The following is a 17,263-nucleotide window of genomic DNA, read 5'->3' on the forward strand; positions in this document are numbered from 1 at the left end:
TCAACGACCGAGCCGGGTCACCAGGGGGGGAACCAGCAGCAGCAGGGCAATCAGCATGGAGGAGAGGGCCGCCACCAGCACCGCGGCGGCCGCACAGTCCTTGGCGATGCGGGCCAGGGGGTGGAACTGGCGACCGATGGCCAGATCCACCACGGCCTCGGTGGCCGTGTTGAGCAGCTCCAGCACGAGCACGGCCGCGACGGTGAGCACCAGCAGGGCGAGGCGATCGGCGCTCAGCTGCAGCCAGAGTCCCAGGCCGAACACCACCAGACCGGTGCACACATGGATGCGGAAGTTGCGCTGGCTGCGGAAGCCGTAGGCCAGCCCCTGGGCGGCGTAGCGGAAGCTTGAGGGCAGGTCGCCCGCCACGGCCCAGGCACCCAACCGGGCTTGTCCAGGCTGAAAGCTCCTGCGCCGTCGGGGTGTGGGCGGGGTTGGCGCCTCCATCAGCAGCGGACGGGGTTCCGGGAGGGGGAGGGGGCTGGTCATGGCTTCAGCCGCACCTGGGGTCAGCCGCACCATACCGCCGTTATCCGGGCTGAACAGGGGCGGCGAGCAGCGCGTCCTGGCGGGCCAGCATGACGGTCAGGGCGTCGTCGTCCGGGTGATCCCAGCCCAGCAGATGCAGCAGGCCATGGCTGGCCAGGAACAGCAGCTCCTGCTCCAGCTCGTGACCATGGTCGCGGGCCTGGCGGCCTGCGGTCTCCACGGAGATCACGATGTCCCCGAGCTCCAGCGTCCCGGCCTCCTCGGCCAGTCCCTGTCCGCTCTGCGGGGCGGGCAGGGGCATCGGCGGGGTCCCCTCGCACGGGGCGTCCTGGGCGGCGAAGGCCAGCACGTCGGTGGGCCCGGCCTTCTCCCGCCAGTCCTGGTTGAGGGCGGCGATCTCCGCATCCGTCACCAGGGCCAGGCCCAGGCTGTAGGCCGCTGCCCTCAGGTCCGGCGGCAGCTCGGGGCCCAGCTGCTCCAGCCAGGCGAGCAGCCGGAGATGCCAGCGGCTGCTGCCGGCCTCGGGGTCCGTCAGGTCCCCGCCGGCGCTCAGCAGGGCCTCCGGGAGGGCGGCGTCGACACTGAAGGCCAGATCGAGCTCAGGCAGTGGCCCCTGGGGCGGCATGGTTCAGCCCCCGGGCAGCTGGGGCCGGCCCAGCCAGGCGAGCAGCAGCAGGAAGGCGCTGAGGCCCAGGGCGGTGAGGCCGAAGTGCACCAGGCTCTGGCGACCCTTGCGCACCATGTTGCGCATGGCCAGCTTGATGAAGCTGGGGGGTGGGGTCTGGGGATCGGCCGCGGGGTCGGGCTCAGTCATCGCTGGGGCTCCCGGCGGCGACGCCGGCGTGCAGCAGGCTCTGGATGAAGGGATCGAGGTCGCCGTCCATCACGCCCTGCACATCGGTGGTCTCGTGCTGGGTGCGCAGGTCCTTCACCATCTGGTAGGGGTGGAACACGTAGTTGCGGATCTGGTTGCCCCAGGCGGCTTCCACGATGTCGCCGCGGATGTCGGCGATCTCGGCGGCCCGCTGCTCCTGGGCGATCACCAGCAGCTTGGCCATCAGCAGCGCCATCGCCTTCTCCTTGTTCTGGAGCTGGGAGCGCTCCTGGGTGCAGCGCACGAACAGGCCGGTGGGGATGTGCAGGATGCGCACCGCGGTTTCCACCTTGTTCACGTTCTGGCCCCCGGCGCCGCCGGAGCGGGAGGTGGTGATCTCCAGGTCCTTGTCGGGGATGTCGAGCTTGACCTCCTCCTCGATCTTGGGCATGACCTCCACGCCCGCAAAGCTGGTCTGGCGCTTGTCGTTGGCGTTGAACGGCGAGATGCGCACCAGCCGGTGGGTGCCCTTCTCGTTGCGCAGATAGCCGTAGGCGTAGCGGCCGTCGATCTCGATCGTGGCGCTCTTGATGCCGGCCTCCTCTCCCTCGCTCAGTTCGTCCACGGTCACCTTCATGCCGTGGTCCTCCGCCCAGCGGGTGTACATGCGCAGCAGCATCTGGGCCCAGTCCTGGGCATCGGTGCCGCCGGCACCGGCGTTGATCGTGAGCACGGCCCCCTCCTTGTCGTAGGGCCCCGAGAGCAGCCGCTCCAGTTCCCAGCGGTCGAGCTCGCTGCGCAGCTGGGCCAGACCACCGTTGGCCTCCTCGAGCAGCTCGCCGTCGGCCTCCTGCTCGTAGAGCTCCAGGGTGGCCTCGGCGTCGCCCACCGCGCCCTGCCAGCGCTGCAGCTGCTCCAGCTGGGCCTTCACGTCGTCCAGCAGGCGCATCTGCTTCTGGGCGGCCTGCTGGTCGTCCCAGAAGTCCGGTTGGGAGGCGAGTTGCTCGAGGTCCTGCTGGCGGGCTTTCAGGGCCGGTACGTCAAAGACAGTCCTGGGCATCGCCCAGGCGGTCAGTGAGCTCGGAGAGGTCGCGCTTGAAGTCGGTGAGGTCGAGCACCGGGGAGGTCGAGACGTTCGATCGACCGTATCAGCGAGGCCGGCAAACCGTCCCGCCGCCCCCGGAGCTGGCTGGGAGCCCGCTTTTAGGATCCCCCCTGCCTGCTCGCCTGCTCCGATGGCCGCCAACGTCGAGATCTACACCTGGCGGGCCTGTCCCTTCTGCATCCGGGCCAAGGCCCTGCTCGACCGCAAGGGGGTCGCCTACACGGAGTACGCCATCGACGGTGATGAGCGGGCCCGCGCGGCCATGGCCGAGATCAGTGGCGGCCGTCGCAGCGTGCCGCAGACGTTCATCAACGGCGTGCATGTGGGCGGCTGCGACGACCTCCATGCCCTGGAGCGTCGCGGTGAGCTGGACGCCCTGCTGGCGAGCTGAGCGGTGAGCCTCTCCTCCCAGGGCTTCGCACCGGGTGAGCGGGCCCAGCTCTTCGTGATCGACCCGATCACCCGGCTGAACCCCGCCAAGGATTCCAGCGTCGCCCTGATGCAGGCGGCCCAGCGGGCCGGCCACCCGGTCTGGGTCGCCACCCCCGCCGACCTCTCGGCCCGGGAGGGTGGCCCCGGCGCCCAGGGGCAGGGGGGCACCGAGGGCCACGGGGCCTGGGTGCTGGCCCAGCCCGTCCGCCTGGCGCCGATGGAGGCGCTGACGGATGGCTGGTCGGTGCCGACCCCCTGGTTCGAGCTCGGCGAGGCCCGGCAGCTCCCCCTGGTGGCCTTCGCGCACGTCTGGATGCGCAAGGACCCCCCCGTGGACGAGGCCTACCTCTATGCCACCCATCTGCTCGACCTGGCCGAGCGCCAGGGGGTGCGGGTGCTCAACCGGCCGGCTTCGCTGCGGGCCTGGAACGAGAAGCTCAGTGCCCTGCGCTGGAGTCACCTGATGGCCCCCACCCTGGTGGCCAGCCGGGTCGACCAGCTGGCCACCTTCACGGCCCAGCACGGGGAGGTGGTGCTCAAGCCCCTGGGCGGTCGGGCCGGCCAGGGGGTGGTGTTCGCCGCGGCGGCGACCCCCGGGCTGCGGGCGTTGCTCGAGCTGGTCACCGCCCTGGAGACGTTGCCGGTGATGGTTCAGGCCTTCCTGCCGGGTGTGAAGGCCGGTGACAAGCGCATTCTTCTGGTCGACGGCGAGCCCCTGGGCGCCGTCAACCGCATCCCCAGCGGGGGGGAGTTCCGCAGCAACCTGGCGGTGGGCGGGGCCCCCCAGGCCACGGAGCTCACCGATCAGGAACGCCGCATCTGCCGTGAGCTGGCGCCGGCCCTGCGGGATGAGGGACTGTTCTTCGTCGGCATCGATGTGATCGACGGTCGCCTGAGCGAGATCAACGTCACCAGTCCGACCGGCATCCGCGAGGTGGAGCGGCTGGGCGGGATCCCCCTGGCCGACCTCACCCTCGAACGCCTGGCTCAGGGCTGAGCCCAGGCCCGCCAGGGCTTCAGAGGCTGAGCCCGGCGGCGATCGGGGGCGGCTGGGGCAGGTTGAGCTGCTGCTGCAGGACGCCCAGTTTGAGGGTCACCTCCTGCAGCTCCCGGTCCACGGCCGAGCCGGGCACGAGGCCGGCGCCGGCGGTGAGTTCCAGATGGCGACCCTCCAGGGTGCCGCTGCGGATGGCCACCCGCAGATCGGCATCCCCGGCGCTGTCGACCCAGCCGATCGGCGCGGCGTAGTGGCCTCGCTCGAACGGCTCCAGGCTGCGCAGCCAGGCCATGGCCTCCCGCCGCGGCAGTCCGGCCACGGCGGGGGTGGGGTGGAGGGCCGCCGCGATCGCCAGGGGCTGGTGGTGGCCCAGGGCGGCGCTGATGGGGCTGTGGAGGTGGACCAGCTGGCCGTGCCGGGCCAGGCGCGGGTGGCGCGGCCGTCGGGGGGAAAGGCCGGCCCGGGCGAGCACGGCGGTGATCGTGTCCACCACCAGTTCATGTTCGAGCCTGTCCTTGGCGGACTGGAGCAGGGCCGCGGCGCTGGCCCCGGCGGGGGCGGTGCCGGCCAGGGCATCGCTGCGCAGCTGCCCCTGGCGGATCGTCAGCAGCCGCTCCGGGGAGGCTCCGATCAGCGCTGAACCGGCACTGCGCTGCCAGAGCAGGCGGCAGCTCCCCCCCTGGTGCCGGCGCAGCGGGGCCAGCAGGGCCAGGGGGTCGGGAAGGGTGGTCAGGGTGAGCTGCTGGCGCACGGCCAGCACCAGCTTCTGCAGGGCGTCGGCCTGCACCAGTTCCAGGGCCTGGGCCGCCACCCGGCGGTAGTGCTCCTGCCAGGGGGAGCGCAGGGCCACGCCGACGGGCTGGAACTGCGGCGGTTCGGCGCTGAGCCGCTCCAGGTGGCGGGCGGTCTCCCAGAGCTCCTCCGCCAGGCTGCGGGCGGTGATTCCCCCCCCGAGGGGCCGCTGCAGCCGCAGCCAGCAATGGCGGCCATGGCGGCTGAGCTGCCAGCGGGGCAGCACCGCCTGCACCCCAGGCACGGCGGCGGGGGCGGCCTCCAGGGGGGCGTCGAAGAAGCCGAAGGCCAGCAGCACCCGCGGCCGGGCCAGGGGGGGACAGGGGCCATGGCCGGCCAGCCGGTTGAGGCTGGCGCTGGCGAAGCGCTGCGCCAGTTCGAAGCGGCGCGGGCCGCTCAGTTCCAGGCTGTTGGTGCGGCCGCTGGCGGCGATGCAGAGGCCCGGGGCGCCGTCCCAGAGGAAGCGGAAGCTGTCGCCCCCGTCCAGCCGCGGCAGCAGGGCCATCGGGTCCCCTCCGGCCATCGGAATGGCCAGGCTGAGCACACCCTCCTCCTCGACGTGGCGGGCGCCCTCGCTGGCCAGGGCCAGCAGATCGGTGAAGGAATCGGGAGCCAGCACCTGCTGGGGCCTGGAGCCACCGCGAAGAGCTGCTCAAATGTATGGGTCCCACCACGGTTGCAGCCTTCGGTCCCCATGCCTGAGCCCGAGGTCGTCGCAAGCCGTTACGCCACCGCTCCCGCTGCCCCCCCGGAACCCACCGCCCCGGAACCCCCCGCCGCCCATTGCGACCGCCGCCGGCTCTGGAAGGCGGCCATCAAGTGGCCGATGTACGCCGTGGCGGTGATGCCGGTGCTGCTCGCCGCGGGCTGGCGCTGGGGCCGCGCGGAGGTGGTGCGCCTGGACCAGCTGCTGCTCTTCCTGGCCGCGGCCGTGCTGCTGCTGGCCTGGGAGAACCTGACCAACGATGTCTTCGATGCCGACACGGGGGTGGACACCCACGGCAAGCCCCACTCGGTGGTGAACCTCACCGGTCGCCGCGACCGGGTGGCCCTGTGGGCGAACGCCTGCCTGGGGACAGGGCTGGCCCTGATGGCGCTGGTGGCCTGGGGCAGCACCCCGCTGGTGCTCGCCCTGGTGCTGGCCTGCTGCGCCCTCGGCTACCTCTACCAGGGTCCGCCGTTCCGGCTCGGCTATCGCGGTCTGGGCGAACCGCTCTGCTGGCTGGCCTTCGGTCCCCTGGCCACGGCGGCCGGGTTGCTGGCCCTGGCCCCGACCCCGACCGGCCCGGCGACCGTGCCCTGGGGCGCCGCCCTGGTGCTGGGGTCGGGCCCCGCCCTGGCCACCACGCTGGTGCTGTTCTGCTCCCATTTCCACCAGGTGGCGGAGGACCGTGCCCATGGCAAGCACTCCCCCGTCGTGCAGCTGGGCACCGCGACCGCCGCCGCCCTGGTGCCCTGGATCGTGGCCCTGGCCCTGGCGCTGGAGTGGGCGCCGGTGGTGCTGGGGCGATGGCCGCTCACGGCCCTGCTCGGGGCGATCGGACTGCCCCCCGCCCGCCGGCTGATCACCCTGCTGGGCTGCCACCATGACCTGCCGGAGCGGGTGGCCGGCAGCAAGTTCCTGGCCCTGCGGTTTCAGGCGCTCAATGGCCTGGGGCTGGCCCTGGGCCTGGCCCTGGGCCGCTGGATCTGATCCATGGCCGGTGCTCCCCTCCGATCGGGTCAGGAGCGGCCGTGGGCCGGCCCGATCCGCCTCGCCTGGCGCCGTTTCCGGCTGGAGCTGCCCCGGCCCCTGATCACGGCCCGCGGCTGCCTCGACGGCAAGGACGGCTGGCTGCTCCGCCTGGAAACTCCGGAGGGGGCGCTGGGTTGGGGGGAGGCAGCCCCGCTGGAGGGGAATCCGGAGCCGCTGGACCGGGCCATCGCTGCGCTGGGGAGCCTGCGATCCCGGCCGGAGCTGGAGCAGTGGCTCGCCCGGCAGACCTGCCCCGCCAGCCTGGCCTTTGCGCTCGGGGCCGCCCTGGCCGAGCTGGACGGCCTGCCGCCGCAGCGCTGGCTGCCGGCCCCCGCCGGGGCCGTGCTGCTGCCGGCGGGGGAGGCCGCCCTGGGGGCCATCGACCAGTTGCCGCCGGACGTGTGGCGCCGGCCAGGGCTGACGCTCAAATGGAAGGTGGCGGCCGGGGAGGACGCCCGGGAGCGGCGGGTGCTCGAGCAGCTCCTCAGCCGCCTGCCCGCCACGGCCCAGCTGCGCCTGGACGCCAACGGGGGCTGGAGCCGTGCCACGGCCTGGGCCTGGGCGGAACGGCTGGCCGACGAGCCGCGGCTGCAGTGGCTGGAGCAGCCCCTGGATCCGGCCGACCAGGCTGGCCTGACGGCGCTGGCGCTGCGGCTGCCGGTGGCCCTGGACGAATCCCTGCGGCACGACCCGACCCAGGCCGATCGCTGGCCCGGCTGGCAGGTGCGCCGCCCCAGCCAGGAGGGCGATCCCCGGCCCCTGCTGGCGGCCCTGCAGCGCGGCACGCCCCGGATGGTGCTCAGCACGGCCTTTGAAACGGGCATCGGCCGGCGCTGGTTGGAGCATCTGGCGGCCCTCCAGGGGCAGGGGCCAACCCCGACCGCCCCGGGCCTCGCCGGCGACTGGCAGCCCGGCGGCGGCCTGGCCAGCCCCGATCCCGAAGGGGTGTGGGAGGCGGCGGCATGACCCCTGCGGAGCTGGAGCGGGCCTGGCGGGCCGGTCGGGTGGTTCCCCTGGCCGCCCCCCAGGAGACCGCTGGCCTGGCTGCGGCCCTCGCCTCCCCGGCTCCCACCTCCCCCACCGCCACTGGTAGGGCCACCCTCGAGGTTCTGGCCGCCGACTGGGGCCCCGGGGTGGTGGTGGGCAGCGGCGGCAGCCGTGGGGGGCGGCGCTGGTGCCTGCAGCCCCTGGCCCATCTGGAGGCCTCGGCGGCGGCGACGGGCCGGTGGCTGGTGGAGCTGGGGCTCGAGCCGGCCGCCTGCGTGCACCTCAACCCCCTGCCGCTGCACCATGTGAGCGGCCTGCTGCCCTGGATCCGCGCCCGCCAGTGGGGGGGCGGCCATGTCGCCATTGCGCCCGAGGTTCTGCGGCGCCCCCAGGACCCTGCGGATCTCCCCGTTCTCCCCGGCGATCGGGCCGCGCTGATCTCCCTGGTGCCCACCCAGCTGGCCCGGCTGGTGGCCGAGCCGGCCGGCCTGGCCTGGTTGCAACGGCTGGCGGTGATCTGGGTGGGAGGGGCTCCGCTGCCGTCCTGGCTGGCCCGCCGGGCCCGGGAGGCGGGCCTGAGGCTCGCACCCTGCTACGGCGCCACCGAGACGGCCGCGATGGTGACCGCCCTGGCCCCGGAGGCCTTCCTGGCGGGGGAGGAGGGCTGCGGCCCCCCGCTGGCGGGGGTGGCCCTGCGGCTTGCCGCAGAAGGCACGGCCCTGGAGGTGTGCACGGATCGGCTCAGTCCCGGGGTGCTGCGGCACGGCCGCCTCGCCCCCTTGCCGCGCAGCGCCGATGGCTGGTGGCGCAGCGGCGACGGGGCCCGGCTCGGGGCGGGGGGGCTTGTGGTGCTCGGCCGGCTGGACGGGGCGATCCTCAGCGGCGGCGAGACGGTGTTCCCCGAGCAGCTTGAGGCGCGGCTGCGGGAGCTGGCCGTGGCGCGGCGCTGGCCGCTCCAGGAGCTGCTGCTGCTGGGAGTGGACGATCCCGAGTGGGGCCAGCGCCTGGTGGCCCTGGTGCGGGAGCGCAGCGGGGCCGATGGCCAGGCCCTGCGGGAGCTGCTGCGTCAGGCCACGGCTGCCTGGCCACCGGCGGAGCGTCCCTGCCGCTGGCTGGGCTGCCCCAGCCTGGCGCCCGGCTCGATGGGCAAGTGGCAACGGGCCGCTTGGCAGGAGTGGCTGAGATCGCTAGAAGCGGGTGGATCCCCCCGCCCGAGCCTGCCCCGCGATGTCCACGCTGAGTGATGCCGAACTGAGCAACAAGAAGCTCGCGGCGGGGCTGACCGGCATCTTCCTGGGGGCCTTCGGGGTGCACAAGTTCATCCTGGGCTACACCAAGCCCGGCATCATCATGTTGGTGGTGTCCCTGGCCGGTGGGGTGGTGACCTGTGGTCTGGCCAGCTTCGTGATGGGCGTGATCGGTCTGATCGAGGGGATTCTCTACCTCACCAAAACCAACGAGGAGTTCCAGGCCACCTACATCGACGCCGTGAAGGACTGGTTCTGATGTCCACCGAGCCGCCACGGCCGGGCCGGCTCGTCTCCAGGGGCCGCCTCGGCCTGCTGCCGTTGCTGGCGGCTGCCGGGGCCAGTGTCACGGCCTTCGGCGCCATCCCCCAGGACGGCGCTCTCCATCCGATGGCGCTGCTGGCGAGCCTGCTGCCGCTCCAGCTGGCAGCCCTGTTCTGGGCTACAGCGGTCGCACGCCCCCCAGGCTCGAGGCCTCCAGCCAGCGGTTGAGAGGCTCCGGCAGGTCGCAGCGGCGGCGCTGCCGGCTGTCGATCGCCACATGGCGGATCAGCGCCGTGGCGGCGGTGTCTCCCTGGCAGCTCAGCGTGAAGTCCACTTCGAAGCTGCCGGGGTCGAGACGCTGCGGCGCGAGGCGGATCGCCAGCGGATCGCCGCACACCAGCGGTCGCCGGAAGTCGGCATGGCAGTGCACCACCGGCAGGGCCACCGGCAAGGCGGTCCCGGGCGTCGGGAACACAGCGGCCGCGGCGATGCCGTAGCGCTCGAGGCTCTCCTCGTAGGCCTGGTGACACCACTCCAGCAGCCGCGCGAAATGCATCACACCAGCGGCGTCGGTGTCACCGAAGCGCACGCTGCGGCAGAGCAGCAGCCAGCTTGAAGGATCCATGGCGGCCTGGAGTGTCGCAGGGCGGTGGGCCTGGGTTGGAGGCCCTCTGCGTTGTAGCCCCTCGGGGTCGCAGCGCCTCTGGGTCGTAGCGCCTCTGGGTCGTGGCTCCTGGTTGTTCGCCTCGAACAGGCTGCCTACATTCCGTGGGCCGCCCTCCCCGATTCTTGCTTGGCTTCCTCCGCTGCCTACGAGCCGCCCAGCCTGACGAAAGCCTGGCAGGTGTTCCTGGCCCATGTCCCCACGATGCTGCTGATCTGGGTGGCCACGGCGGTGATCAGCGCGATGGGGTTCATCATCTACATGGTGATCCATGTGATCGCCTACCTGGCCGCGGGCGGTGAGGCCATGTCCGATGCCGTCGCGGGCACCACCATGGCCCTGGGCCAGCTCGGCCAGCTGCCGTTCTCGATCCTCTCGAGTCTGGTGGGGGTGCTGTTCACCGCGGTGCCGGCGCTCCACTACGCCACTGGTGAGACCATCGGGATCGAGGCGGCCTTCCAGGCCCTGTTCCGCCGGCCGTGGCGTTATCTGCTCGCCGGGCTGCTGTTCAGCCTCGCCACCGTTGTGGGGATCGTGCTCTGCATCCTGCCGGGCATCGCCGTGGCCCTGGTGGGCCCGGTGTATGTGAACAGGGTGTTCACCACCGATCAGCCGGTGCTGGATGCCCTCGGCGCCTCCTTCCAGGCGGTGTACCGCTCGCCCAAGGGCTGGGAGTTCGTGGGGATCGAGATCCTCACCGGCCTGGTGGTGGGCGTGGTGACGCTGGTCACCTGTGGCCTCGGCGCCCTGGTGGCCGTGCCGGTGTCCAGCTTCTACATCCAGAACGTGGCCTACCACCGCGGAGTGCTGAGCTGAGGAGCCCCGCCCCGCGCTGTCCTCAGCCGGAGGGGAAGGCCGGAAGTCCGAGACCGAACTGCAGCAGCAGCCGAACCCCCCAGTAGCCCAGCAGCACCGCCAGGGCCACGGCTCCGTGCCAGGCGCGCAGCAGCCCCCGGGGCACCAGCCTGCGCTGCCGGATCGCCTGGACCGACCACACCAGCAGGGCCGCGGCGGCCAGTGGCCCGAGCGCGTGCTGATCCAGGGCTTCGCTCCAGCGGCCGTGGAGGCTGGCCGCGGTGGCCCGGGTGAGGAAGCAGGTGGGGCACGGAACGCCGGTGAGGGACCTCAGCGGGCAGGCAAAGCCGGGCAGGTCCGGGTGGGCGCCCTTGAGCGAGAGGTAGCCCGTGAGGGCGGCGGGCACCAGGCAGCCGGCCTGCCGCAGTCGCGCCAGAAACCTGGGCCTAAGTGGTGGCTTCTGTTGGGCCGCAGGTTTCAGCGATCCACCGAGCCCATGATCACGTCGATCGAGCCGAGGATCGCCATGATGTCGGCCACCTTGTGGCCCTTGAGGATGTGGGGCAGGATCTGCAGGTTGTTCTGATCGGCGGCGCGGATCTTGAAGCGCCAGGGGGTGACGTCGTCGTTGCCCTGGATGAACACGCCGATCTCCCCCTTGCCGGACTCCAGCCGCGTGTAGAGCTCGCCGCTGGGGATCTTGAAGGTGGGGGCCACCTTCTTGGCCACGTACTGGTAATCGAAGCCGCTGGCTTCACCCCCCTTGCCCTCGGCCATGCGCTTGGCTTCGAGGTTTTCAGTGGGGCCGCCGGGAATCATGGCGCAGGCCTGGCGCAGGATCTTGAGCGACTCGCGCATCTCCTGGATCCGCACCCGGTAGCGGGCGAAGCAGTCGCCCTCCTGCTCCCAGGCCACAGCCCAGTCGAAGTCGTCGTAGCACTCGTAGTGGTCGACCTTGCGCAGGTCCCAGGGCACGCCGGAGGCCCGCAGCATCGGCCCGGAGAGGCTCCAGTTGATCGCCTGGTCGCGGGTCACGATGCCCAGCCCCTCGATCCGGCGGCGGAAGATCGGGTTGTTGGTGATCAGCTTCTCGTATTCATCGATCTTGGGGCCGAACCAGTCGCAGAAGTCGAGACACTTCTCGAGCCAGCCGTAGGGCAGATCGGCGGCCACCCCACCGATGCGGAAGTAGTTGTTGTTGATCAGGCGCTGGCCGGTGGCCGCCTCCCAGAGGTCGTAGATCATCTCCCGCTCCCGGAAGATGTAGAAGAACGGTGTCTGGGCGCCCACGTCGGCCAGGAAGGGGCCAAGCCAGAGCAGGTGGTTGGCGATGCGGTTGAGTTCCAGCATCAGCACCCGGATGTAGCTGGCCCGCCGGGGCACCGGCACGTCAGCGAGGCGCTCGGGGGCATTCACCACGATCGCCTCGTAGAACATGCCGGCCGCATAGTCCATGCGGCTCACGTACGGCACGTACATGACGTTCGTGCGGTTCTCGGCGATCTTCTCCATGCCGCGGTGCAGGTAGCCGATCACCGGCTCGCAGTCCACCACGTCCTCGCCGTCGAGGGTCACCACCAGCCGCAGCACCCCGTGCATCGAGGGGTGGTGGGGGCCGAAGTTGACCACCATCGGCTCCGTGCGCGTCTCCAGCTGCGTCATGGGGCCGTGGGCTGTGGGCGAATGGCGGGATCTTAGGAAGGTTTCGTGCCCCCCTCTGTTCCCCTGCCACCTTCCGAGGCTGCCGGTGAGACCGGCTGCGATGCCGCGGCCGCTCCCCCCTTCGTCCACCAGCCGGTGCTGGCCCAGGCGGTGCTGGCCAGTTTCGAGCCCCTGGAAGCCCTGCTGGCCGAGGGGGGCGGTGGCGGCCTGCTGATCGACTGCACCCTCGGCGGCGGCGGCCACAGCGCGCTGCTGCTGCAGGCCCATCCCGGCCTGCGCCTGATCGGGCTGGATCAGGATCCGACCGCCCGCGCCGCCGCCGCCGAGCACCTCGCCCCCTTCGGCGATCGGGTCACGATCGTGGCGACCAACTTCGCCGACTTCCGGCCGCCGCAGCCGGCGCTGGCGGTGCTGGCCGATCTGGGGGTGAGCAGCCCCCAGCTGGATGTGGCCGAGCGGGGCTTCAGTTTCCGCGCCGAGGGCCCCCTGGACATGCGCATGAATCCGGAAGGGGGGGAGACCGCCGCCGAGCTGCTCGATCGGCTCGAAGAGGGCGAACTGGCCGACCTGATCTATGCCTACGGGGAGGAGCGCCTGTCCCGTCGCATCGCCCGGCGGATCAAGGAGCAGGGGCCGTGGAGCCAGCCAGGCCAGCCCCGCAGCACCGCCGAGCTGGCCTGGCTGGTGGGGGGCTGCTATCCGCCGGCGGCCCGGCGCGGCCGCATCCATCCGGCAACCCGCACCTTCCAGGCCCTGCGCATCGCGGTGAATGATGAGCTCGGGGTGCTCGAGCGCTGGCTGGAGCAGGTGCCCCATTGGCTCCGGCCCGGAGGGCTGCTCGGGGTGATCAGTTTCCATTCTCTGGAGGATCGCCGCGTCAAGACGGCCTTCCTCCGTGATGAGCGGCTCGAACGGGTGACCCGCAAGCCCCTGGTGGCCGCCGCCGAGGAGGCGGAGGCCAACCCCCGCAGCCGCTCGGCCAAGTTCCGCGTGGCGCGGCGGCGGCCATGAACGGCTTCAGGTTCCACCTCCCCCACCTCCCCCACCTCCCCCACCTCGCCCTGCCCGTGATGACCGCCCTCGATGGCCTCTGGTGGGCGGCCCTGCTGATCCAGCTGCTGGCCATCCCGGGCACCCTGCTGCCGCTGCTGCCCGGCCTGGCCCTGCTGCCGGTGGGGGCGGGCCTGTGGCTCTGGGCCGTGGGCTGGGCCGCCGGCTGGGCGCCCTTTCTGCTGGCCTGTGTCCTGCTGCTGCTGGGCTGGGGCGCCGACGCCCTGGGGCTGGTGCTCGGCCCGGCCCGGCTCAAGGCCACCCGCTGGGCCTACATCGGGGCCGGGCTGGGACTGCTGGTGGGGTTGGTGGGCCTGCTGCCGGCCCTGCCGGTGGGGGGACCGCTGCTCGGGGCGCTGGTGGGCCCGCTGCTGGGGGCCAGCCTGGGGGAGCTGATCACGGCCCCCACCGCCCTGGGGCCCATGGGGCTGCTGCGGCTGCGGCGTTCGCTGGTGGTGGGCCTGGCGGTGGTGGCCGGCATGCTGGTGAGCAAGCTGGCCCAGGCCGTGCTGGCCCTGCTGGGGGCTGTGGGTTTCCTGCTGCTCACCACGGTGTTCGCCTGAGTGCCGCTCGGCTCAGCCCCGCAGCTGCCGCAGGGCTTCGGCCACGGCATCGATCGCCACGGCCACCTCCGCCGCCGTGGTGCCCCGGCCCAGGCCGAAGCGGATCGAGGCGGCGGCTTCGGCGCGGCTGTGGCCCAGGGCCGCCAGCACGTGGGAGGGGGAGCCCTGGCTGCAGGCGGATCCGCTGCTCACGGCGAGGCGGCGGCGCAGCAGCCGGTGGAGGGCGGCCCCATCCACCCCGTCCACGGTGACGTTGAGGTTGTGGGGCAGACGGGGAGCCCCGGCGCCGTTGCAGCGGATGCCGCCCAGCGCCTCCAACCCGCTCCACAGCTGGTCGCGCAGGGCACCGAGTCGGCTGGCCCGGGCCGGCCGGTCTGCTTCGGCCCGGCGGAGGGCCTCGCCCAGGCCCACCACCAGCGGCACGGCCACGGTGCCCCCGCGCAGCCCCCCCTCCTGACCGCCGCCGTGCAGCTGGGGGGCCAGGGCCAGCCCCGGGCGCCGCAGCAGCGCCCCCACCCCCTTGGGCCCGTAGCACTTGTGGCCGCTCACGCTGAGCAGGTCGGCCCCCAGGACCGCCAGGCTCAGCGGGATGTGGCCGGCCGCCTGGGCGGCGTCCACGTGCAGCAGCACGCCCTGCCGCCGGCAGCGCTCGGCCATCGCCGTGATCGGCTGCAGCACGCCGATCTCGTTGTTGGCGGCCATCACCGAGAGCAGCAGCACCTCCGGGGTGAGGGCCTCCTCCAGCCGCTGCGGATCCACCAGGCCGTCGGATCCCACCGGCAGCAGGGTGAGGGGAAAACCGTGGCGTTCGAGGTAGCGGAGCGGATCCAGAACGGCCCGGTGCTCGGTCACCACACTCACCAGCCGCCGCCGCGGCTCCCCCCGTTCGAGGGCCGCCTCGGCCACACCCTTGAGGGCCAGGTTGTTGGCTTCGGTGGCGCCGCTGGTGAACACCACCTCCGCCGGCCCGCCCCCCAGCGCCTCGGTCACCCGGGCCCGGGCCTGCTCCACGGCGGCGGCGGCGGCCAGCCCGGGGCGGTGGCCGCGGCTGGAGGGATTGGCGCACTGCTCGCTCCACCAGGGCGCCATCGCGTCCACGACCGCCGGATCACAGGGGGTGCTGGCGTGGTGATCGAGGTAGGCGAGCATGGAAGGTCGTGCCTGCCGCCATGCTGCCAACCCCGTGGGGGCCGCTGCCGAGGCCACGTCTGGGCGGCTCCCTGCCAAGAACCCTGCCAAGGAACCTGGCTGTGATCCTGCTGGGGGGCACGGCCCTGCTGCCGGCCGTTGGGATGGTGCCGCGGCCGGCGCGGGCGAACGCCGTCGACCGGCCGCCGGGGCTGGTGGTGCTGGAAGAACGCCCCAGCCTTGAGGGGTTGCAGGTGCTCGGGGTCTACGGACCGGTGGCGGATGCGGACAGTCCTGGCCTGTGGCGGGCGCAGCTGTGGCGCCAGCAGGGAACGAACGTCACGATTCAGACCGACACGGTGGGCTGCACCCCGGAGGCGCCGATGCGGCTGACGGCGGAGAACGGCCGTCGGCTGATCCGTTCGCTCAACCCCGGCGGGGTGATCACCCCGGCGAACCGGGCGGATCACCTGGTGTGGTGGGCGGTCTGCCATCCCGAGCGGGCCGGGCAGGATCCCAGCGGTCTGACGGCCGTGGCCCGCCAGCTCGGCTACAGCACCACCCTGCGGGAATCCGAGCAGGTGCTGCCTGGACGCTCCCGCTGAGGATCTGCAGACTGAACCCCATGACGATCGACCCTTCCCCCGCCGCTGACTCCGGCAGCACCGCTGCCCAGCTGAGCGATCCAACCGCTGATCGGGCTGCTGATCAGGTCGCCGATCAGCCCCAGGATCCCGGCGCCGAGACCCAGCCGCGACCACCGGTGCGCCTGCTGCTGGTGGACGATGAGCCCGGCCTGCGCTCGGCGGTGAAGGCCTATCTGGAGGATGAGGGCTTCCAGGTGAGCACCGCGACTGACGGCGAAGAGGGCTGGGAGAAGGCCCAGGAGCTGCTGCCGGATCTGGTGATCAGCGACGTGATGATGCCCCGCTGCGATGGCTACGGGCTGTTGAAGAAGCTGCGGGCCGATGAACGGCTGGGCGGCACCCCGGTGATCTTCCTCACCGCCAAGGGGATGACGGCCGACCGCATCGCCGGTTTCCAGGCGGGATGCGACGACTACATCCCCAAACCGTTCGATCCGGATGAGCTGGTGGCCCGGGTGCGCAACGCGGTGCGCCGCCAGGAACGCCTGCTGGCCGAGGCGGCCCGCTTCGCCGATGCCGACATCGGCCAGATGGCGAAGCAGATCACCGAGATCCGCTCCCTCCTGGCCACGGGGGGGCCGGCGAAGAAGGCGCCCGGCAGCAGCGAACTCGTCTTCACCCCCCGGGAGGCCTCGGTGCTGCAGCTCGTGGCCGAGGGGATGATGAACAAGGAGATCGCCCGGCGCCTGGAAACCTCCATCCGCAACGTCGAGAAGTACGTGAGCCGGCTGTTCATCAAGACCGGCACCGCCAGCCGCACTGAGCTGGTGCGCTACGCCCTGGAGCACGGGCTGGTCGACTGAGTCGCCTGCCGCCCGAGCACCGCGCCCTGCCCTGCTGATGGAGGACGCCTGGCTGCCCGCCGCCCCCAACACGGGCCACACCTACCGCGACCGGGTGGACGCTGCCGCTCTGCAGCCGAGAGCAGGGCTGCCAGTGGATGCCGTGCCCAGCGTGAGCGGGTTCTACGCCGCCCGCTATCCCCATTCGTCCCGCCTGCTGTGGTTGCAGCGCCTCGCCGCCGGCGAGATCAGTCGGAATGGGCAGGTCCTGCGGGCCGATGGGCCGCTGGTTCCGGGGGATCGCCTCGCCTGGCGGCGGCCCCCGTGGGAGGAGCCCGCCGTGCCGCGGCTGCCGGCCCCCCTGTGGGATGACGGCGACCTGGTGGTCTTCGACAAGCCCAGCGGCCTGCCGGTGCTGCCGGCCGGGGGGTTCCTCGAGCACACGGTGCTGCGTCAGATCGAGCGTCGGGTGGCTGCCGGGGACCTGGAGGACGGAGCCGGCCTGCCCCGGCCGGTGCACCGGCTGGGCCGCTTCACCTCCGGCCTGCTGGTGTGCGCCCGGTGCCGTTCCAGCAGGGCCTGGCTCAGTGCCCTGCTGCGGGACAGCACCGCAGCCACCCCGGGCCCGGCCCAGCCGGCGGGCTGCCGCAAGCGGTACCGGGCCCTGATCGCCGTGGGACCGGCCAGCGCCCTCGCGGGCCTGCTCCCCGGGGAGAGCCTCACCATCACCACCCCGATCGGCCGGCGGCCCCATGGGCGGCTGGGTGCGATCTGGGCGGCCGGCGGGGAACGGCCCTTGCCGGCTGCCAGCACCCTCACCCTGCTGGAGCGCCGCGAGGCCGGCTGGCTGGTGGAGGTGGCGATCGCCAGCGGGCGGCCCCACCAGATCCGCATCCACACGGCCGCCGCCGGCGCCCCCCTGCTGGGGGATCCCCTCTACCGGCCTGGCGGGGATGTGGAGCCGCTGGTCCTGCCTGGGCAGGGGGGCTACCACCTGCATGCCCATCGGCTCAGCCTCACCGCACCCGAGGGCCGGCGTCTCGAGCTCGAAGCGCCCCTGCCGCCCCGGCTCCGCCGCCTCGGCGATGGCCTTGGCATGGCACCGTGAGG

At 72.7% G+C, this 17,263-nt stretch carries 22 protein-coding genes; 13 read left to right on the forward strand and 9 right to left on the reverse strand.

Features of this window, described 5'->3' with window-relative positions; genetic code table 11:
- The 4 genes from ACLNEE_RS06940 to prfB all read right to left on the reverse strand — a co-directional run bounded on the left by ACLNEE_RS06940 (position 1) and on the right by prfB (position 2,421).
- A complete protein-coding gene (locus tag ACLNEE_RS06940; protein WP_411424082.1) occupies positions 1 to 489 on the reverse strand; it encodes a diacylglycerol kinase family protein in 489 nt (162 codons plus the stop codon).
- A 40-nt stretch (positions 490 to 529) separates the two neighbouring features.
- Entirely contained in the window at positions 530 to 1,114 is a 585-nt protein-coding gene (ybeY, locus tag ACLNEE_RS06945) for an rRNA maturation RNase YbeY (RefSeq protein WP_411424083.1), read from the reverse strand.
- A 3-nt stretch (positions 1,115 to 1,117) separates the two neighbouring features.
- Positions 1,118 to 1,303 carry a DUF3285 domain-containing protein gene (locus ACLNEE_RS06950; RefSeq protein ID WP_411424084.1) on the reverse strand — a complete coding sequence of 62 codons (186 nt, stop codon included), beginning with the start codon at positions 1,301 to 1,303 and terminating at the stop codon, positions 1,118 to 1,120.
- A protein-coding gene (gene prfB, locus ACLNEE_RS06955) for a peptide chain release factor 2 (RefSeq protein WP_411424085.1) occupies positions 1,296 to 2,421 on the reverse strand; the annotation gives its coding sequence in 2 pieces (ribosomal slippage) (positions 1,296 to 2,345 and positions 2,347 to 2,421; 1,125 coding nt in all). The genes ACLNEE_RS06950 and prfB overlap by 8 nt, the downstream gene beginning before the upstream one ends.
- Before the next feature lie 117 nt (positions 2,422 to 2,538).
- Between prfB and grxC the strand changes: the two genes are divergently transcribed.
- Positions 2,539 to 2,799 (forward strand): glutaredoxin 3, encoded by a 261-nt coding sequence (gene grxC, locus ACLNEE_RS06960; protein ID WP_411424086.1) that lies wholly within the window; start codon positions 2,539 to 2,541, stop codon positions 2,797 to 2,799.
- Positions 2,800 to 2,802: 3 nt separating this feature from the next.
- Positions 2,803 to 3,837 (forward strand): glutathione synthase, encoded by a 1,035-nt coding sequence (gene gshB / locus ACLNEE_RS06965; RefSeq protein WP_411424087.1) that lies wholly within the window; start codon positions 2,803 to 2,805, stop codon positions 3,835 to 3,837.
- Between the two features lie 19 nt (positions 3,838 to 3,856).
- Here the strand turns inward: gshB and ACLNEE_RS06970 are convergent, their stop codons facing one another.
- Entirely contained in the window at positions 3,857 to 5,248 is a 1,392-nt protein-coding gene (locus tag ACLNEE_RS06970) for an isochorismate synthase (protein ID WP_411424088.1), read from the reverse strand.
- A gap of 75 nt (positions 5,249 to 5,323) precedes the next feature.
- On the opposite strand from ACLNEE_RS06970, the gene menA reads away from it, so the two are divergent.
- Genes menA through ACLNEE_RS06995 form a run of 5 tightly spaced genes read left to right on the forward strand, consistent with a single transcriptional unit; the run spans position 5,324 to position 9,090 of the window.
- A complete protein-coding gene (gene menA / locus ACLNEE_RS06975; protein ID WP_411424089.1) occupies positions 5,324 to 6,322 on the forward strand; it encodes a 2-carboxy-1,4-naphthoquinone phytyltransferase in 999 nt (332 codons plus the stop codon).
- 3 nt (positions 6,323 to 6,325) lie between these two features.
- Positions 6,326 to 7,330, forward strand: a complete 1,005-nt coding sequence (gene menC / locus ACLNEE_RS06980) for an o-succinylbenzoate synthase (RefSeq protein WP_411424090.1) — start codon at positions 6,326 to 6,328, stop codon at positions 7,328 to 7,330.
- A complete protein-coding gene (locus ACLNEE_RS06985) occupies positions 7,327 to 8,595 on the forward strand; it encodes an AMP-binding protein (RefSeq protein WP_411424091.1) in 1,269 nt (422 codons plus the stop codon). Before menC ends, ACLNEE_RS06985 begins: the two co-directional genes overlap by 4 nt.
- On the forward strand, positions 8,579 to 8,857 hold the full coding sequence (locus ACLNEE_RS06990; RefSeq protein WP_411424092.1) for a TM2 domain-containing protein: 279 nt from the start codon (positions 8,579 to 8,581) through the stop codon (positions 8,855 to 8,857). The genes ACLNEE_RS06985 and ACLNEE_RS06990 overlap by 17 nt, the downstream gene beginning before the upstream one ends.
- Positions 8,857 to 9,090, forward strand: a complete 234-nt coding sequence (locus tag ACLNEE_RS06995; protein ID WP_411424093.1) for a hypothetical protein — start codon at positions 8,857 to 8,859, stop codon at positions 9,088 to 9,090. The genes ACLNEE_RS06990 and ACLNEE_RS06995 overlap by 1 nt, the downstream gene beginning before the upstream one ends.
- On the opposite strand, the gene ACLNEE_RS07000 is transcribed toward ACLNEE_RS06995, so the two are convergent.
- The gene (locus tag ACLNEE_RS07000; protein WP_411424094.1) at positions 9,041 to 9,487 is read right to left on the reverse strand and encodes an acyl-CoA thioesterase; all 447 of its coding nucleotides are present in this window, start codon (positions 9,485 to 9,487) and stop codon (positions 9,041 to 9,043) included. The two genes, ACLNEE_RS06995 and ACLNEE_RS07000, sit on opposite strands and share 50 nt — an antisense overlap.
- Positions 9,488 to 9,655: 168 nt before the next feature.
- Between ACLNEE_RS07000 and ACLNEE_RS07005 the strand changes: the two genes are divergently transcribed.
- The gene (locus ACLNEE_RS07005) at positions 9,656 to 10,342 is read left to right on the forward strand and encodes a hypothetical protein (protein ID WP_412006930.1); all 687 of its coding nucleotides are present in this window, start codon (positions 9,656 to 9,658) and stop codon (positions 10,340 to 10,342) included.
- 22 nt (positions 10,343 to 10,364) lie between these two features.
- Here ACLNEE_RS07005 and ACLNEE_RS07010 read toward each other — a convergent pair whose 3' ends face one another.
- Complete coding sequence (locus tag ACLNEE_RS07010; RefSeq protein WP_411424713.1) at positions 10,365 to 10,727, reverse strand: DUF2752 domain-containing protein; 363 nt, start codon at positions 10,725 to 10,727, stop codon at positions 10,365 to 10,367.
- A gap of 71 nt (positions 10,728 to 10,798) precedes the next feature.
- Positions 10,799 to 11,983: an NAD(P)H-quinone oxidoreductase subunit H gene (locus ACLNEE_RS07015; RefSeq protein ID WP_411424712.1), complete on the reverse strand. Its 1,185-nt coding sequence runs from the start codon at positions 11,981 to 11,983 to the stop codon at positions 10,799 to 10,801.
- A gap of 63 nt (positions 11,984 to 12,046) precedes the next feature.
- Between ACLNEE_RS07015 and rsmH the strand changes: the two genes are divergently transcribed.
- Both rsmH and ACLNEE_RS07025 read left to right on the forward strand, forming a co-directional pair.
- Positions 12,047 to 12,994, forward strand: coding sequence for a 16S rRNA (cytosine(1402)-N(4))-methyltransferase RsmH (gene rsmH, locus ACLNEE_RS07020; protein ID WP_412006947.1), 948 nt, complete (start codon positions 12,047 to 12,049; stop codon positions 12,992 to 12,994).
- Positions 12,991 to 13,596: a DUF456 family protein gene (locus ACLNEE_RS07025; RefSeq protein ID WP_411424190.1), complete on the forward strand. Its 606-nt coding sequence runs from the start codon at positions 12,991 to 12,993 to the stop codon at positions 13,594 to 13,596. The genes rsmH and ACLNEE_RS07025 overlap by 4 nt, the downstream gene beginning before the upstream one ends.
- Before the next feature lie 12 nt (positions 13,597 to 13,608).
- Here the strand turns inward: ACLNEE_RS07025 and ACLNEE_RS07030 are convergent, their stop codons facing one another.
- Entirely contained in the window at positions 13,609 to 14,745 is a 1,137-nt protein-coding gene (locus ACLNEE_RS07030; RefSeq protein ID WP_411424189.1) for a cysteine desulfurase family protein, read from the reverse strand.
- 20 nt (positions 14,746 to 14,765) lie between these two features.
- Between ACLNEE_RS07030 and ACLNEE_RS07035 the strand changes: the two genes are divergently transcribed.
- Genes ACLNEE_RS07035 through ACLNEE_RS07045 form a run of 3 tightly spaced genes read left to right on the forward strand, consistent with a single transcriptional unit; the run spans position 14,766 to position 17,261 of the window.
- Positions 14,766 to 15,329 carry a hypothetical protein gene (locus tag ACLNEE_RS07035; RefSeq protein ID WP_411424188.1) on the forward strand — a complete coding sequence of 188 codons (564 nt, stop codon included), beginning with the start codon at positions 14,766 to 14,768 and terminating at the stop codon, positions 15,327 to 15,329.
- A gap of 20 nt (positions 15,330 to 15,349) precedes the next feature.
- On the forward strand, positions 15,350 to 16,174 hold the full coding sequence (locus ACLNEE_RS07040) for a response regulator transcription factor (protein ID WP_411424187.1): 825 nt from the start codon (positions 15,350 to 15,352) through the stop codon (positions 16,172 to 16,174).
- 37 nt (positions 16,175 to 16,211) lie between these two features.
- A complete protein-coding gene (locus tag ACLNEE_RS07045) occupies positions 16,212 to 17,261 on the forward strand; it encodes a pseudouridine synthase (RefSeq protein ID WP_411424186.1) in 1,050 nt (349 codons plus the stop codon).
- Positions 17,262 to 17,263: the final 2 nt, after the last annotated feature.

Origin of the sequence: Aphanothece stagnina RSMan2012 (assembly GCF_046764815.1) — a bacterium.
In the GTDB taxonomy this organism is placed as follows: Bacteria; Cyanobacteriota; Cyanobacteriia; order PCC-6307; family Cyanobiaceae; genus NIES-981.

Excerpts from the sequence above, each read along its gene's own strand:
- ACLNEE_RS06940 (WP_411424082.1), bottom strand. The coding sequence starts at position 489 with ATGACCAGCCCCCTCCCCCTCCCGGAACCCCGTCCGCTGCTGATGGAG.
- ybeY (WP_411424083.1), bottom strand. The coding sequence starts at position 1,114 with ATGCCGCCCCAGGGGCCACTGCCTGAGCTCGATCTGGCCTTCAGTGTC.
- ACLNEE_RS06950 (WP_411424084.1), bottom strand. The coding sequence starts at position 1,303 with ATGACTGAGCCCGACCCCGCGGCCGATCCCCAGACCCCACCCCCCAGC.
- grxC (WP_411424086.1), top strand. The coding sequence starts at position 2,539 with ATGGCCGCCAACGTCGAGATCTACACCTGGCGGGCCTGTCCCTTCTGC.
- menA (WP_411424089.1), top strand. The coding sequence starts at position 5,324 with ATGCCTGAGCCCGAGGTCGTCGCAAGCCGTTACGCCACCGCTCCCGCT.
- menC (WP_411424090.1), top strand. The coding sequence starts at position 6,326 with ATGGCCGGTGCTCCCCTCCGATCGGGTCAGGAGCGGCCGTGGGCCGGC.
- ACLNEE_RS06985 (WP_411424091.1), top strand. The coding sequence starts at position 7,327 with ATGACCCCTGCGGAGCTGGAGCGGGCCTGGCGGGCCGGTCGGGTGGTT.
- ACLNEE_RS06990 (WP_411424092.1), top strand. The coding sequence starts at position 8,579 with ATGTCCACGCTGAGTGATGCCGAACTGAGCAACAAGAAGCTCGCGGCG.
- ACLNEE_RS06995 (WP_411424093.1), top strand. The coding sequence starts at position 8,857 with ATGTCCACCGAGCCGCCACGGCCGGGCCGGCTCGTCTCCAGGGGCCGC.
- ACLNEE_RS07000 (WP_411424094.1), bottom strand. The coding sequence starts at position 9,487 with ATGGATCCTTCAAGCTGGCTGCTGCTCTGCCGCAGCGTGCGCTTCGGT.
- ACLNEE_RS07015 (WP_411424712.1), bottom strand. The coding sequence starts at position 11,983 with ATGACGCAGCTGGAGACGCGCACGGAGCCGATGGTGGTCAACTTCGGC.
- ACLNEE_RS07025 (WP_411424190.1), top strand. The coding sequence starts at position 12,991 with ATGAACGGCTTCAGGTTCCACCTCCCCCACCTCCCCCACCTCCCCCAC.
- ACLNEE_RS07030 (WP_411424189.1), bottom strand. The coding sequence starts at position 14,745 with ATGCTCGCCTACCTCGATCACCACGCCAGCACCCCCTGTGATCCGGCG.
- ACLNEE_RS07035 (WP_411424188.1), top strand. The coding sequence starts at position 14,766 with ATGCTGCCAACCCCGTGGGGGCCGCTGCCGAGGCCACGTCTGGGCGGC.
- ACLNEE_RS07040 (WP_411424187.1), top strand. The coding sequence starts at position 15,350 with ATGACGATCGACCCTTCCCCCGCCGCTGACTCCGGCAGCACCGCTGCC.
- ACLNEE_RS07045 (WP_411424186.1), top strand. The coding sequence starts at position 16,212 with ATGGAGGACGCCTGGCTGCCCGCCGCCCCCAACACGGGCCACACCTAC.